The following is a 14,854-nucleotide window of genomic DNA, read 5'->3' as shown; positions in this document are numbered from 1 at the left end:
TTTTTACGACAAGGGGATCAAGCATCGTACTATGGTAATAATTGACAACTTATTAAAAAAATATGAAAGCCATCACTCTTTTAGGTTCAACAGGTTCTATCGGGACTCAAACCCTCGATATTGTCAACGATCATCCCGACAAATTTAGAATCGTTGGACTAGCGGCGCGTCGTAATGTTACCCTTCTCGCCGAACAAATTCGCACCTTTCGCCCTCAAATTGCGGCGATTTGTGATGAAACCAAATTACCTGAATTAAAAGCCGCGATCGCGAATCTCGATCCTCAACCCATTCTACTCGCCGGAGAGTCAGGAGTGGTTGAAGTTGCCCGCTACGGAGACTCAGAAACCGTCGTTACTGGAATTGTCGGTTGTGCGGGTTTGCTGCCGACTTTAGCGGCGATTAAAGCAGGAAAAGATATCGCCCTCGCCAATAAAGAAACTTTAATTGCAGGCGGCCCCGTTGTCAATCCTTTAATTCAAGAATATGGTGTAAAATTACTTCCGGCTGACTCCGAACATTCGGCAATTTTTCAATGTTTACAAGGGGTTCCAGAAAAGGGATTACGACGGATTATTTTAACCGCTTCTGGGGGGGCATTTCGCGATTGGCCGGTTGAGAAATTAGCGGAAGTAAAAGTAGCGGATGCGATTAAACATCCGAACTGGTCAATGGGTCGTAAAATCACTGTTGATTCGGCCACAATGATGAACAAAGGTTTAGAAGTGATTGAAGCTCATTTTCTATTTGGATTGGATTACGATAATATTGATATTGTCATTCATCCCCAGAGTATTATTCACTCATTAATTGAGTTGCAAGATACCTCTGTTTTAGCTCAATTGGGTTGGCCGGATATGCGTTTACCCCTACTTTATGCGATGTCTTGGCCGGAACGAATTTATACCGATTGGGAACAATTAGATTTAGTTAAAGCCGGAAATTTAACCTTCAAAGCACCCGATAATCATAAATATCCTTGTATGTCTCTCGCCTATGCTGCTGGACGTGCAGGGGGAACAATGCCAGCCGTATTAAATGCTGCAAATGAACAGGCTGTGGCGTTGTTTTTAGACGAAAAAATTGGGTTTTTAGACATTCCAAAAGTGATAGAATCTGTTTGCGATCGCCATCAAACTGATAATAGCCAAAATCCTTCCTTAGATGATATTATTGCCGTCGATCAATGGGCAAGACAAGAAGTATTAGCCGTTAAAACAAAACTCAATCAAACCGTTACTGTTTAAAGCATTAACTTAAAATGAAGTAGGGACGCAAGGCTTGCGTCCTGAACTCTCTAGGTACACAAATTTAAACAAAATTGGTATGATTAACGGAATAATAAAAACTTTTTTGAGCAAAATAGGAGATTACAATGACACCACCCGATGAACCAACAATTAAACTTGATCAGTTTCTTAAATTCGTGGGTTGCGCCCAAACAGGAGGACAAGCTAAACTGATTATTCAGTCCGGTTGGGTGTTAGTGAATGACGAAATAGAAACCCGTCGCGGACGTAAATTAGTACATGGTGATCGGGTTACATTTGAAGAACAAAACTATGTGGTTGAGTTTAAAGACTAATCTTGAAGACTTCCCAGAAATTACTCACAGCAAAAGATTGTATCATTAGTATTCATTATAGATATTTATTCAGGTTTCAGTTTGAGGAAAAAATAAAATCTAAAATAAACTTGATGAGATAATATGATTAATTTTGTCAAAACGACTGAGATTAACTGTAAAATTAGTCAGCAGTCCGAAAGGAAGCAAATCATGGATCAATCAAAGTCTACAACCCGATGGTTACAACAATTTGCGGCTTTCCTTCTAATTGTAGGAATTGCCTTTCGGTTTGTCAACTTAGGGTATAAAGTCTATTGGTATGATGAAGTTCATACCTCGGTGAGAAGTTCAGGATATCTCCTGGATGATTTAATCCCCCAAATTTATACAGGTCAATTAATTCGAGCCAGAGATTTAGTCGAGATTTATCAATATCCAACGGCTGAAAAAAGTTTAAAAGATGCGTTTACTAGCTTTAGAAAACATCCCGAACATTCTCCTTTTTACTATTTGTTAGCCCGCTTTTGGATGCAAATCTTTGGTCATTCCGTAGCGACCATTCGTTGTTTATCTGCCCTGATTAGTTTGCTCTGTTTTCCGGTGATGTATTGGCTCTGTCTCGAACTATTTCAGTCAGCGACGGTGGGTTGGGTTGGAATGGGAATTTTAGCCATTTCTCCCTTTCATGTTTTATATGCTCAGGAAGCTCGGGCTTATAGTTTATGGACGTTTACTATTTTATTTTCGAGTGCTGCATTATTAAGAGCCTTACGAGTTACACAAACAAATCAAGCGGTAAAATCTAAACGTTTAGCTTGGGGAATTTATGCTTTTAGTCTGACGCTCGGATTGTATTCTCATTTATTTTCTGTATTTGTTTATCTCGCTCATGGAATTTATGTATTTGGGCTGAAACAATGGCGAAAATTTGAGTATATTATTCCGGCTATCAGTGCAGTTTTATTGAGTGTTATTCTTTTTCTACCCTGGTTAATTATTATTTTTACAAATTTCCCCGATTTAATTGATAATACTAGCTCTCATCGGATTACTCGACCCGGTACAATGTTGTTTTGGGGCCTGAATTTAACTCGGCTAACTTTTGATTTTAATCAAGGCTATAGTTTACTGAATCCGATTTTATATCCAATTATTATGATTGCGGGATATTCAGTTGATTTTTTAGTTAAAAAGACTCCGATTAAAACTTGGTTTTTTATAATTACGTTGATGGGAGTCATGGGAACTGCTCTAATTTTACCCGATTTATTCTGGGGTGGACAACGTTCAACAATTGCTCGCTATGGAATTCCTTCTTATTTGGGTTTACAAATTTCATTGGCTTATCTTTTGACTACAAAAATTAGTGATAATTTCCTGAAGTCTCAACTCAAAAAACGCTGGAAATACATCTTTTTAGGAATCGGTTTCAGTGGAATTTTATCTTGCTTAGTGAGTTCTATTCATCCGGTTTGGTGGCATAAAAGTTATACCCGAAGTCGCTATGTTTCTCCGGTCGCTGAAATTATTAATTTATCCAAAAGTCCTTTGGTAATTAGTGATTCAGAACCCGGTAGAATTCTACCCTTGAGTCATCGACTCAAACCCAATGTTTATCTACAATTGGTTGTTCAGTCTAATATTCCTCTGCTTCCTGAGCAAGATTTTAGTGATCTTTTTTTATATCGTCCGTCTGAAGTTTTAATTGAAGGAATTGAACAAGTTTATCAAGCCAATTTAGAAAAAGTTTATAAGCAAGGATGGCTTTGGCGAGTTGAACTTCCCGAATGATAGAAGACGTCGTGAGGTCAGAAATCAAAATCTCCCCCTGCACCCCACCTCCTCCCCTCTCCATCTAAAATTACAGGGTAACAGTTTGAGAAATTTTCTCTCTATAAATAAATTTTGATCTTGGAGTTGACAGGAGAAGGGTGTCGCGTGTGTTCCCCGAGTTGAGAGTGCGGCTAATACTTATGCACAAGCGGATTTGGGGATATTTGTGATTTTAAATCGTTCCGTTAGATCTTAGCTTAAACTACTCGTGCTAGAATATTTCTAAGGAATAGGTATCGGTTGCAGTTTTTGCTTTCAGTACAAAGAATTTTGTTCTGTTCCATCTGGCAGAGCTAGCCTTCCGAAATATCTGTCTTGTATATCTGTCTGATTTGGGAAGTTAACGTATGTCGATTTATGTCGGTAATCTCTCCTATGAGGTTACGGAAGAGGATTTGAAGGCCGTATTTGCTGAATATGGAACTGTCCAACGGGTTAGTATTCCGACGGATCGGGAAACGGGCCGTCCCCGAGGATTTGCGTTTGTAGAAATGCAAGAAGAATCCAAAGAAGATGCTGCAATTGAAGCTCTCGATGGTGCAGAATGGATGGGACGGGATCTCAAGGTCAATAAGGCGCGACCTCGTGAAAAGAAAAGTTCATTTGGGGGCGGAGGTCGCAGAAACGATCGTTATTCTGACAATTACTAAATCTTTAGCGTAAATTCAAGTCTCTCTATCCGATGACGTCGTGATGTCGATAATGTTAACTCGGTATTGTTATACCCGCATTTATGGTTAGAGAGATTGTATCATCGAAAAAGCTTTATAGCTTGACTTTGAGGCGCACGTCTAGCAATATTTCCTAGAACGTGCCTCATACTTTTTGATCAGGAATAAATGTGTTAATTTTCAGTAGAGCGTTGATCGAGATTAAATCGTAAAAATATCTGTACCTACAGTTATATCTGCTGTTAAGCTTGAATTTTGCTCAATGAAAGCAATCGCAAATTCACGACCCGAACCGATGTCACCGCCACGAGTATCATAGAGAACAAACCCTGAAGAACTCCCCACCGAAGTTAAGTTACTCACTTCAATAAATTCAGAATTTATCCCAAAAATAACAATTTCATCCTCACCCGAAGTAAAGTCTTGAATGGTATCAACCAAGTTCGGATCATTCGTCTGAGTTTCTAACATCAAATCAATCACAAATTGATCTTGTCCTGCGCCACCTGTTAACAGATCAATGCCACCATCTCCATGAATAATATCATTTCCGCGATCGCCAAAAACTTGATCATCCCCCTCTCCACCGCGTACATAATCATCATTTTGACCCCCAAAAATAGAGTCATTTCCGAGTCCACCATCCAAAACAAAATCATCTCCTAAGTTTCCAAAGAGTTGATCATCACCCTCTCCTCCGAGAATATCATCATTATCCTGTCCTCCAAAAAGACTATCTTGACCGAAACTCCCGGTAATCAAATCATTACCTTTATTCCCAACAACAATTACTTCTACGTCTTGATTTCTAATTTCTAGGGTAGAACCATCAAAAATATCATTGCCGTCACGAAGTAAGATTTCAAGTTGACTCGCATCTGCATTTGAGGTGAGAAGGTTTCCTTGATCATCATTGAGTTGAATGGGAGGTATAATATTATCGTCCTCAAGCGCTCCGAGTACAACAAAACGAGTCGTATCGACAGAACCAAAAAAATTGACTTGGGTTAAAATACTCACCATTGTTGACTTTTTATCCTAATTTCTTTCAATAAGAGACTGATTTGATCCTAGACTTTGTTCCTTTGTTCTCTGAACCCTGCGGCTAATTCGAGTAGTGAAAACAATAATTTTAATGTACTTCATGTTTTTTAATATTGCCATTTGAAAAGCAGGTATGTTATCTTAGCCTCACTCCATACTCTCAACTTGAGACGATCCTGAACTCAAGATAAATAAATAGAGGGAGTAGAGAAGTTTGGGAATTTTTCGGTTGCGAGTCTATCCACTGAATTCAGAGAAAATACTTTCTTTTGTCCTAGATGTAATTAGCGGTTAGCTTTTGCTCCGCTCTTAAAGAGATGTCTTCCCCTATTATAAAGTTTATTGAGTTTCAAGTTCGGATTCGTAGCGATCATTCTGCCGTATTAGACGGTTTAGAAGCCTGGTTAAACTTAGGGTTATTGTCAGATGAACAAGTGCGTCACATCTGTGAAAATTCTTTCAGTGAACCGCTACCCCCTCAAACTTTAGATCAAATATCTCCATCACCAATCTCTGAAGAAAACTCTACTGTAGAAGCATCTGTTCCTGTCCGTAAACCTCAACCAAATCCTGATCTTAGCAGTTTACCTTCTCAGTTATTCCAATCTCTAAAAGCAGAATTTAGTGTGCGCTGGCTGCTCTTTTTGGGATTATTCATGGTGTTGGTTTCATCCGGAGTCTTGGTTGCTAGTCGATGGCAAGAATTACCGACTATCGGACAATATGGAGTCTTGTTAGCTTATACTTTGGGGTTTGGAATTGTCACGGTTTGGCCGGGTCTTCAGAGTCGCTTACCTCTAACGTCGGAAACTTTAAAATGGGTCACTTTACTCTTAATTCCACTAAACTTTTGGGCAATTGATGGGTTAGGTTTATTATATTCCAGTCTGGGGATTAGCATTGTTTCTATTTTTATTTTAACAGCTATTACGATTATTCTCAATCCTCGTTTATCTTCAAGAGAACCCCAGGAAATACTGTTACAACGCCTACTTATTTTAAATCAACTTGGACTCAGCTATTTACAACTCGGCTGGAAAATTCCTAATATTCCCTTAATTGCTCTTTATTTCGGGATTATCGGGACGGGAATAGTTAGTTTTTATCGTCGCCAAAATCATGAACAGATTCGTTTAAATAGTCGTGAAAATCTTCCCTTAATATTTTGCTTAATTCCTCTCGCCTTCCTCTGGTGGCGAATTATTTTTGTTGTTAATCTTGATCTCACTCAATTCGGGTTAGCGTTGGGGTTAACGGGAGGATTATTATCTCTCTATTCATCCGTTTGGTTACAGCGATTTGCTTATCTATTTTTAGCCATAGGTTGGCTCGTTTCAATAGAGACTAAACCGGAACAAGCCTTAGCAGTTAGTGGGATTGCATTGGTAATTTTTGGAATAAATTTAAGACAGTTTTGGCGACAACGAGATTTAGCTTTTATTTTTATTACTGGACTCCAAGCACAGTGGTTAATTTGGCGTTTAATTCCCGTCGAAAGTCAACAAAAAATCATTCAAACCGCTCTACAAATTACCCAATCTTCAGATGAACCCTGGATATTAATCGCTTGGGTTGGATTAATTTACTTGATTTTAATGCTCACACTAACAGACTGGATTCATCAGTCTCAGCATCCTAAACTTGCTCTATTTGGAGAACGATTAACATTAGAATTAGGAATCCTTTTAACAATTATTTCGCTGTTTGATCCGGTTGTGCGTTCATTATACTTATTAATATCTACACTCATTTTAGTTGTTTATACCATTCGTCGTCAACCTCTCAGAGTTTTTCTAGTTTATCTCACCCATCTTACAGGCTTATTTGCATTCGCAAGTTTTATAGACTTATATTTTCCTCAACTATCTTTATCTCAGTGGGGAGTTTTATCAATTCTATTCATGCTTGGAGAATGGATATTCTATACGATTTATACTCGCCAACACAGTCTTTTAATTGCTAACTCTATTGTGAATAGTGCTTGGTATATCGGATTAGGATTAGCAGCTTTAAGTTATCAATTTTTATATAGTCATTCTAGCTATAATTTGAATGATTTATGCTCAAACTTGGCTTGTCAAGGGTTAAGTCAATGGGGAATTATTTGGCTAATCACTCCAATTGCATTAACAACAATTGCTAGTTTAACACTCCCCCGCCGACAGTTAGCCAGCAAATTGAGTATTGTTGCATTAGTCATGATACAACTATTAGTCTTTAGAATCCCTGGAATTCGGTTAATCAGTTGGGGAGTCGCCACCGGATTAATGGTATTGAATACTTACTATTTACAAAATCAACTTTCAGCCACGATAACAGTTGGTTTTGGATTAACGTTTTATGGATTTTTAGTCTGGGAAATGGTTCCCAATTTAACCTTAACAGGTGGATTAGTTTTTATTGGTATTGCTTTAAATGTACTCTGGATTATTCAAGCCAGATTAAACCGTTTCTCAAGTTATATCGCGTCTTTGTATGTGACTGCGGTGGAAATCTGGACACCGATTTTATGTTGGTTTCAATTAATCAGCTTGACGTTTTATGCCATCGGAATTTATTGGCAACTTTTTAATCCTAGTGCTTTAGCGATATTAGCAACAATACTTTCAATTATTGCTGTTGTTATTCATCTTTTAAATCATCCCGAAACAGAAAATAGAGAACAGTATCCGCCCTTATTTATTTATATATTGGGTTGGGAAGTTGAACTTTTAATGGCTCATACTTTTGGTTTTACTGAAAATGCCTTATTTAACTTATCGATTGCTAATCTGATTTTAGGATTAATTGCACAAGTTTTAGGAGATTATTGGAAACACAGAATAAGAATTCATCACCTTCCTCATCCCTGGCAAGTTTTACCTCTATTTTATGGGATTTTTGGTGCCGTTTTACGTTCATCAGGAAGTTTTGATAACTGGACAGGAATCAGTTTATTTATCCTCGCATTTATTTTTCTAGGAGTCGGGCGGCGTAGCCCTGAGTTAAAACCTCTAACTTATATTGGTGTTTTTGGTGTTTCACTTGCCGCTTATCAACTATTAGTTTATAACTTATCATCTGCCCCTCTAGCAGAACAATTCATCGCCTTTGCAGGGTTAGGAACAACAATTGTTTATGTATATCGTTTATTCTCACCTCAGCTTATCCATTATCTCTATTTAAGTGAGACAGAAATCAAAATAATTGCTCATCTTCACTGGGCAATGAGTAGTTGCTTTTTGATTGCTTCTCTACCTCTGCCCTCTGAACTTAACTCTTTTATCAGCTTAGGAATAGGTGTCTTTTTAACTCGATATGCTATTTTTCAAGGACGTTATAATTCTAAGGCTAGAGAAGCTGATTTTTGGGTTTATATTGGATGTTTAGAAGCCGCAGCAATAGGTTACTTTATTAGTGATCTTTTAAATTTAGGAAGATTTTTAATTCCTTGGGGCGGTGCAATTGTTTCAATCATTGCTTATTTTCTGTATTTTATGCCTTGGCAAAATTGGGGATGGCCGATTAAACCCTGGCGGCGAGTCGCTATTTCTATCCCCATTTTAACGGTTGTTTTAACATCAGTTATTACCGAATCAACCCTAGAATTTTCATGGTATTTTTCAACCAGTATAGCAATTATTTTATATTTAATTTTAGCTCAATTTTCTCAACAAATTAAACTCACTTATTTTAGCGTAGGATTAATTAATTTTGCTTATTATCACTGGCTATTTTCCACAGAATATGATCTGAATGCGTTGGGAGATACAATTATACCGGGATTATCTATTTTATATATAGCCCAAATTGACCCCTATTTAAAACATCCTCAACAAAAAGTCCTACGTCATTGGATTAGAATCATAGGAATAGGAATGATTTGTTTTGCTGCATTGTTAACCAATAAAGAGACAGGAATTGTACCCGGTTTAGTGAGTCTAACGGCTATTTTTATCGGTTTAGGATTAAGAATTAGAGCATTTTTATATGTCGGAACTGCAATTTTTTTAATTAATGCAGTCAACCAACTCTTGATTTTAAACTCAATTTATTCCTTCTTAAAATGGATTGTCGGTTTTATTCTAGGTTTACTCTTAATTTGGATTGCAGCTAACTTTGAAACTCGACGAGAACAAATCGTAACAGCGTTACAAAATTGGATTAATGAATTAGAAGAATGGGAATAACTAAAGTCAGTTTATTTAAGAATTTGTCTTTTTAGCAAAGATTTGACTTTCGTCTTGAAATGATTTAAACTCTAATACATTACCACTCGGATCTTTAATAAATAACGTTGCTTGTTCACCCACTTGTCCCTGAAACCGAATTTGAGGCTGAATCAAAAAATCTACATTTTCTTTCTGTAAACGTTCAGCCAGTTTATGCCATTCATCCCATTCTAAAATCGCTCCAAAATGACGAATCGGAACATTTTCGCCATCAACGGGATTCGTTGAAACAACTTCATTTTCTGATGAATATAAATGAGCAGTAATTTGATGTCCGAAAAAGTCAAAATCTACCCAGATGTCGCAACTTCGTCCTTCTGTACACCCCAATAAACCTTGATAAAAAGAGCGAGTTTTCTCTAAATCAAAGACTGGAAAAGCCAGATGAAATCGAGGAAAAGAAGGGTTACTCATATTCATTTATTGTGCTGTAAAGTTTGAGATTAAGAGAGTTACTTTGATGTTAAGTTTACCATATTTTTGTTTAAAATTGGTTATGTGATCTTAACTTAATCTAGAATTAACATCGTTGATAACGCATTCCCGGTAACTGAGAAACTAACCCCAAAAGTTCTAATTGTAATAACGAACTAGAGACAATACCTATATCTAATCCCGCTTGCTGAACAATCACATCAAAAGCAGTCGGTTCAGAAGAAATCACCTGAAAAACTGTTGCTAGGTTGGGTTCTAAATTGGGTTCTAAAGTGGGTTCTAAAGTGGGTTCTAAAGTGGGTTCTAAAGTCCCAACAGAAGCAGACGAAGTTTTTGGGGGTGATTCAAGTAATGATAATTGTTGCGGTGTATCCAGTTCAGGAATTGCACCCAGTTGTTCTAATAATTCTTCTAAATTAACGGGAATCAAACCCGCACCACCATTAATTAACTTTAAACAACCCTGTGACTTTTCATCATCCAAACGACCCGGTAAAACATACACATCCCGACAAAAATCATTCGCCACATGGGCTGTAATTAACGCCCCAGATTTTTGTCCGGCTTCCATCACAAATACCGCCCGACTTAACCCCGCAATAATCCGATTTCGACTGGGAAAATGTCGGGGATTTGGCTTGGTTCCGGCTGGATGTTCACTCATCACTAAACCTTGTTTAATCACTCGTTCAGACAATTGACGGTTATCTTTTGGGTAAATAATATCAACTCCCGTCCCAAAAATCGCTAGGGTTCGTCCACCCGCATCCAAACAACTTGAATGAGCTTCGGTATCAATTCCGGCTGCCATTCCTGATATAATTGTAAAGCCACTTTTAGCTAAAATCGTGCTAATTTTCCGCGTCCAACGCCGTCCATATTCAGAAGGTTCACGAGTTCCCACAATCCCAACAGTCGGTTTTATTCCTTGATTTTCTTGAGTTTCTATGGTTCCTCGATAATATAAAACAGGCGGAGGTGTTGGAATTTCTAAGAGTAAACGGGGATAATTAACATCAGCCGGAGTCCAAAAATAAGGGTTTTTTTCAGAGTGTTTTTTAATAAATTCAACACAGTTAAACTTCGCTCGTTGTTGTGCCACTTTTTCAACTGTCTGTGGCCCAAAACCTTCAACTTTTCGTAATTCTTGGGTTGAAGCTTTCCAAGCCGTCGCGAGATTACCACAATGTTGGCGGAGGCGTTGCAAAGCAATTGGCCCGACCCCTGAAATTTGTGACCAACAAACCCAATAATCTCGTTCTTCTAACACATTTTTACCTCCAAACCCAACTTAAAATCGGTTCTCATTTGAGTGTAACTCAAAGAAGGGACTATTCAACGCCTCCTCTCGGAAGTTAGGTTAGTGTTGTAGTACAGCAGGATTGAAATGATGTCTCAACGTTATTCTATTCTTTCTCTTGATGGTGGTGGAATTCGGGGTTTAGTAACTGCTTTAATTTTACAAGATTTAGAAAACAAAATTCAACAACGGAATCCAAATAAACAGCTTAAAGATTGTTTTGACTTGATTGCTGGAACCTCTACCGGGAGTTTAATTGCTTGTGGTTTATCTTATGGCGTTTCTATCTCTAAAATTGTTGAATTTTATTCCCTATATTCTGGATTTCCACAAAAAATATTTCCGCCAACATTCCGATCTTATTTAACAGGATTTGTCAACCGTTTACATCTCGGTATTAGTCAACCTATGTATGATGGCAAAGGATTAGAAGCCGTTCTTCAGAATATATTTAAAACCACAACCTTTGATCAATTAAAAATTCAAACCCTAGTCACAAGCTATGATGTTTATAATGGTCAAGCCGTTGTCTTTAACAGTAAACAATCTGAATGTAAAACTCTCCCAATCTGGGAAGTTTGTCGGGCTTCTGCGGCGGCACCCATCGCTTTTCCTGCTCATATTATTGAAGATAAGACTTATCTAAGCTACTGGCACGCTAAGGGTTACAAATTAACAAATAATCCCGAAAATAATCATCTCTGTATTCCCTTAATTGATGGAGGAGTTGCCGCCAACAATCCAACATTATGTGCAGTTGCAGAAGCAATTAAAGCCAAAAAACATCCCTCTAATTTAGTTGTTGCTTCCCTGGGTTGTGGCACCCAAAAAACAAAATCAATTAGCGTCAAAAAATCACGAGGATGGGGAGCATTTGAGTGGATTAATCCTTTAAATGATATGCCGATCTTAGAAACGATTCAAGATGGTTCTTCTGATGTCATCGATCACATCTCTCGGCATCTGGTCAACTCCAAGAATTATTACCGCTTTCAGCCTTATTTTAAGCAAAAACATTCGACTTTTAAGGCGAATCAAAAAAACATAGATGCACTCAAACAAGAGACATTAAGATATATCCAATCCCCAGAAGTGCAGAAAAAGTTATACCATCTAGCCATTCAACTGACTGCAACTTCAGTTTCTCCTGTGGTTCAGTCCAAAAAGCAATTACAGGCTGTATCTTCTCACTTAAACTAATCTTGATTCACTCTGTTTGGTATTCTGAGTTAAACCCAAAATTGTAGGTTGAGTTCAGTCCCCGTACAACCCAACCCAACCTACACATTCTATTTTTTTTGAGGTTTAATTCCTTCAAACAACGCCGAATAATCATCATCAGCAACTCCCAAGGTCAGAGCGGCTTCTAACAATGATTTTACCCCTTCTAACGAACTGGTATTTAAGCCTAACTCTGCCGCAGCTTTCAGAAATAAATTCGTATCTTTCAATAAATGCTTGGTTGGAAAATTAGGATTTGCATAATTCCCGTCTTGCATTCGTTGTAACTTTTTATCAAACGTCGGAGCATACAAAGCACTTTCACGGAGAATTTGCATAAACTTCTCGACATCTGCGCCCTGATGTTGAACAAAACTCAAACTGAGTCCAAAAGCACTCGTTAAAGCAGCAATCAGTTGATTTAATCCTAATTTTGTCGCCGCAGCCGTCCCCACTGAGCCAATTAACACTGGTTCTCCCAAGTTTTTAAGCAAATCAGACCATTGTTGAAATTGCGCCTCTGTCGCCCCTACCATCACTTGTAGAGTCCCGCTTTTCACTTGGGGAATACTTCCGAGTACAGGTGCTTCTAAATACTCTCCTCCGGCTTCTGTTACCCTTTCTGCAATCGTTCGGCTTTCTTGAGGGGCTATCGTTCCCATCTGAATCACGGTTTTTCCAGATAACTCTTGTCGCGACTCGGGCGATAACAAAACCGTTTCAATCGCAGGCGCATCCGCCAACATCAAAATAATACATTCACTCGCTGCAATCAAAGACTGGGGAGAATCCGCCACTTGCACACCGTCCGCCTTAAGAGGGTCTAGCTTAGAAGCAGTACGGTTATAAGCCATTACCTCTAAATTGGCTTCTACTAGGCGCAGAGCCATGGGTTGTCCCATCAGTCCAGTTCCTATTAAGCCAACTTTCATGAATAGAAAATTCCTTTGATGTCCGACCTTTTTATCTTAGCGGTGATCGGACATCTAACGCTTTATTCTTGTGAAGTCGGCACTTTTTTGAGCAGTTCAGAACGAATACATCCGCCCATCCACGTCCATCCGGCGCGTTCTTCTTTGGGATTAAAATGAGCAACAACTTGATCGTGATTGCTTTCGTAAAATTTATCAATCTCAGCAACCGCCCATTTACCCCAAGGAGATCTAACCCAAATTTGATCACCGGGGTTAAACATTTCCCCGGCTGGGTTTGTCGCTTGAGGAACTTCTTCTAGATGCTTCGGCTTAGGTCGAGACGGACGATAGGGCTTATCCGAGGAGGAAGAAGAAGGTCGGGGACGACGGGAGGGTTTTTCTGGGAGTGATGGCTTTGATTCTGTTTTTGATTCGGTCTGTGATTCGGGTTTTGACTCTGTTTTTGATTCGGTCTGTGATTCTTTTTGAGAGTCAATGTTGGCGTCAGTTTTGGCTTCTGACTGCTTGATGTCGTCGGGTTTAGGTCTGTTCGGTCGAATAACGGCGAGAATTTTGTTGGAGTTAGTCATTAATTTACTGAGCTTCTTGCGGCCAAACAACTAATGAAATTTTAACTATTTATATTATAAGGCAGTATCCTAAGTCGATGGCAAGACTCAACTTATAATATTCGTTGTTACATCTTATACTTTCAGAGAAAAACTGGATTTCAAACTGAAATTAATCGGATTATATCTCGGTTTATTTGATACCCATTTGATGAAATTTTTTCGGATAATTTGAGTTTCTTTTACAGTGATTATTACAAGTTTTCCGGTTAAACTGACGAATGATTTTCAGGTTTCGTTGCTGTTTCCCAAATCGCACTCACATAAGATAAAGCAACAACAGGAGCCGTTACCGCCCGTAAAATGCGCTGTCCTAAGCTAACAGCCTGAAAACCAGAAGCGATCGCCATTTCCACCTCAGCACTCGTCCATCCGCCTTCTGGCCCGGTTGCTAGGGTGATCGAGTCGCAGGTAGATTGACTCCTACTCATACAATCATACAAATGGGGTAGATCACCTCGCGCCACACAAATATAGGGCTGAGAGGTTGTGGTTAATCTCAAATCAGGGGAATCGGCGATCGCATTCACAAAAGAAATCGGATCAACAAGAGTCGGGATAATTTGACGTTCAGATTGTTCTACCGCTTCTCGGATAATCCGACGCCAGCGTTCAACTTTTTGCAAACTGGGTTTTAACACCGTGCGTTGAGAGATCACCGGAACAATTTCTGAGACTCCCAACTCCGTACAATACCGCACCAGATCATCAAATCCCGTTTTTGGCAGACTTACCCACAACTTCACTTCAATGGGTAACTCATTTTGGACTGAAATCGCTTCTAAAATTTCTGCGTGGGGAGAAGGGGCCGGAAGCATAACCTGTAATTGAGCCAACCACCAATGACCCTGACCATCAATCACAATAAAGCGATCGCCCTGGCGCAAGCGTAACACCCGACCCAAATAATGCTGTTGTTCAGCCGTGAGATCAATGTGTCGATTAGAAATTTGCGCCATTGCGATCGCGAGTCTTTGAAGTTGAACCATTAATTAAACGGTCAAAAATTTAAGCCACAGTTGTACACCT

The 14,854-nt window shown here is 38.8% G+C and carries 12 protein-coding genes; 6 read left to right on the top strand and 6 right to left on the bottom strand.

Going from position 1 to position 14,854, the window contains the following annotated elements; all coding sequences use genetic code 11:
- Positions 1-62: 62 nt before the first annotated feature.
- The 4 genes from M595_RS18440 to rbp all read left to right on the top strand — a co-directional run bounded on the left by M595_RS18440 (position 63) and on the right by rbp (position 4,050).
- Complete coding sequence (locus M595_RS18440) at positions 63-1,247, top strand: 1-deoxy-D-xylulose-5-phosphate reductoisomerase (RefSeq protein WP_023067885.1); 1,185 nt, start codon at positions 63-65, stop codon at positions 1,245-1,247.
- A gap of 128 nt (positions 1,248-1,375) precedes the next feature.
- Positions 1,376-1,585, top strand: coding sequence for an RNA-binding S4 domain-containing protein (locus M595_RS18435; RefSeq protein WP_023067890.1), 210 nt, complete (start codon positions 1,376-1,378; stop codon positions 1,583-1,585).
- 192 nt (positions 1,586-1,777) lie between these two features.
- Positions 1,778-3,358, top strand: coding sequence for a glycosyltransferase family 39 protein (locus tag M595_RS18430; protein ID WP_040484330.1), 1,581 nt, complete (start codon positions 1,778-1,780; stop codon positions 3,356-3,358).
- 389 nt (positions 3,359-3,747) lie between these two features.
- Positions 3,748-4,050, top strand: a complete 303-nt coding sequence (rbp, locus tag M595_RS18425; protein ID WP_023067914.1) for an RNA-binding regulator — start codon at positions 3,748-3,750, stop codon at positions 4,048-4,050.
- Between the two features lie 222 nt (positions 4,051-4,272).
- On the opposite strand, the gene M595_RS18420 is transcribed toward rbp, so the two are convergent.
- Positions 4,273-5,094: a calcium-binding protein gene (locus tag M595_RS18420; RefSeq protein WP_023067889.1), complete on the bottom strand. Its 822-nt coding sequence runs from the start codon at positions 5,092-5,094 to the stop codon at positions 4,273-4,275.
- Between the two features lie 338 nt (positions 5,095-5,432).
- Between M595_RS18420 and M595_RS18415 the strand changes: the two genes are divergently transcribed.
- Positions 5,433-9,284 carry a hypothetical protein gene (locus tag M595_RS18415; RefSeq protein ID WP_023067915.1) on the top strand — a complete coding sequence of 1,284 codons (3,852 nt, stop codon included), beginning with the start codon at positions 5,433-5,435 and terminating at the stop codon, positions 9,282-9,284.
- A gap of 15 nt (positions 9,285-9,299) precedes the next feature.
- On the opposite strand, the gene M595_RS18410 is transcribed toward M595_RS18415, so the two are convergent.
- Both M595_RS18410 and dprA read right to left on the bottom strand, forming a co-directional pair.
- Complete coding sequence (locus M595_RS18410; protein ID WP_238987099.1) at positions 9,300-9,740, bottom strand: VOC family protein; 441 nt, start codon at positions 9,738-9,740, stop codon at positions 9,300-9,302.
- A gap of 106 nt (positions 9,741-9,846) precedes the next feature.
- On the bottom strand, positions 9,847-11,031 hold the full coding sequence (gene dprA, locus M595_RS18405) for a DNA-processing protein DprA (protein WP_023067902.1): 1,185 nt from the start codon (positions 11,029-11,031) through the stop codon (positions 9,847-9,849).
- A 117-nt stretch (positions 11,032-11,148) separates the two neighbouring features.
- Between dprA and M595_RS18400 the strand changes: the two genes are divergently transcribed.
- Complete coding sequence (locus tag M595_RS18400) at positions 11,149-12,261, top strand: patatin-like phospholipase family protein (RefSeq protein ID WP_023067897.1); 1,113 nt, start codon at positions 11,149-11,151, stop codon at positions 12,259-12,261.
- Between the two features lie 89 nt (positions 12,262-12,350).
- Here M595_RS18400 and M595_RS18395 read toward each other — a convergent pair whose 3' ends face one another.
- The 3 genes from M595_RS18395 to M595_RS18385 all read right to left on the bottom strand — a co-directional run bounded on the left by M595_RS18395 (position 12,351) and on the right by M595_RS18385 (position 14,814).
- The gene (locus M595_RS18395; protein ID WP_023067909.1) at positions 12,351-13,214 is read right to left on the bottom strand and encodes an NAD(P)-dependent oxidoreductase; all 864 of its coding nucleotides are present in this window, start codon (positions 13,212-13,214) and stop codon (positions 12,351-12,353) included.
- Positions 13,215-13,276: 62 nt separating this feature from the next.
- Positions 13,277-13,786 (bottom strand): hypothetical protein, encoded by a 510-nt coding sequence (locus M595_RS31580; RefSeq protein ID WP_023067878.1) that lies wholly within the window; start codon positions 13,784-13,786, stop codon positions 13,277-13,279.
- A 248-nt stretch (positions 13,787-14,034) separates the two neighbouring features.
- Positions 14,035-14,814, bottom strand: coding sequence for a 16S rRNA (uracil(1498)-N(3))-methyltransferase (locus M595_RS18385; RefSeq protein ID WP_023067886.1), 780 nt, complete (start codon positions 14,812-14,814; stop codon positions 14,035-14,037).
- Between the last annotated feature and the right edge of the window lie 40 nt (positions 14,815-14,854).

Origin of the sequence: Lyngbya aestuarii BL J, from assembly GCF_000478195.2 — a bacterium.
In the GTDB taxonomy this organism is placed as follows: Bacteria; Cyanobacteriota; Cyanobacteriia; order Cyanobacteriales; family Microcoleaceae; genus Capilliphycus; species Capilliphycus aestuarii.
The sequence above is the reverse complement of the archived record's forward strand: the minus strand, read 5'-3'. Positions and strand labels throughout refer to the sequence as shown.

Coding starts and splice junctions, on each gene's coding strand:
- M595_RS18440 (WP_023067885.1), top strand. CDS start 63: ATGAAAGCCATCACTCTTTTAGGTTCAACAGGTTCTATCGGGACTCAA.
- M595_RS18435 (WP_023067890.1), top strand. CDS start 1,376: ATGACACCACCCGATGAACCAACAATTAAACTTGATCAGTTTCTTAAA.
- M595_RS18430 (WP_040484330.1), top strand. CDS start 1,778: ATGGATCAATCAAAGTCTACAACCCGATGGTTACAACAATTTGCGGCT.
- rbp (WP_023067914.1), top strand. CDS start 3,748: ATGTCGATTTATGTCGGTAATCTCTCCTATGAGGTTACGGAAGAGGAT.
- M595_RS18420 (WP_023067889.1), bottom strand. CDS start 5,094: ATGGTGAGTATTTTAACCCAAGTCAATTTTTTTGGTTCTGTCGATACG.
- M595_RS18415 (WP_023067915.1), top strand. CDS start 5,433: ATGTCTTCCCCTATTATAAAGTTTATTGAGTTTCAAGTTCGGATTCGT.
- M595_RS18410 (WP_238987099.1), bottom strand. CDS start 9,740: ATGAGTAACCCTTCTTTTCCTCGATTTCATCTGGCTTTTCCAGTCTTT.
- M595_RS18400 (WP_023067897.1), top strand. CDS start 11,149: ATGATGTCTCAACGTTATTCTATTCTTTCTCTTGATGGTGGTGGAATT.
- M595_RS18395 (WP_023067909.1), bottom strand. CDS start 13,214: ATGAAAGTTGGCTTAATAGGAACTGGACTGATGGGACAACCCATGGCT.
- M595_RS31580 (WP_023067878.1), bottom strand. CDS start 13,786: ATGACTAACTCCAACAAAATTCTCGCCGTTATTCGACCGAACAGACCT.
- M595_RS18385 (WP_023067886.1), bottom strand. CDS start 14,814: ATGGTTCAACTTCAAAGACTCGCGATCGCAATGGCGCAAATTTCTAAT.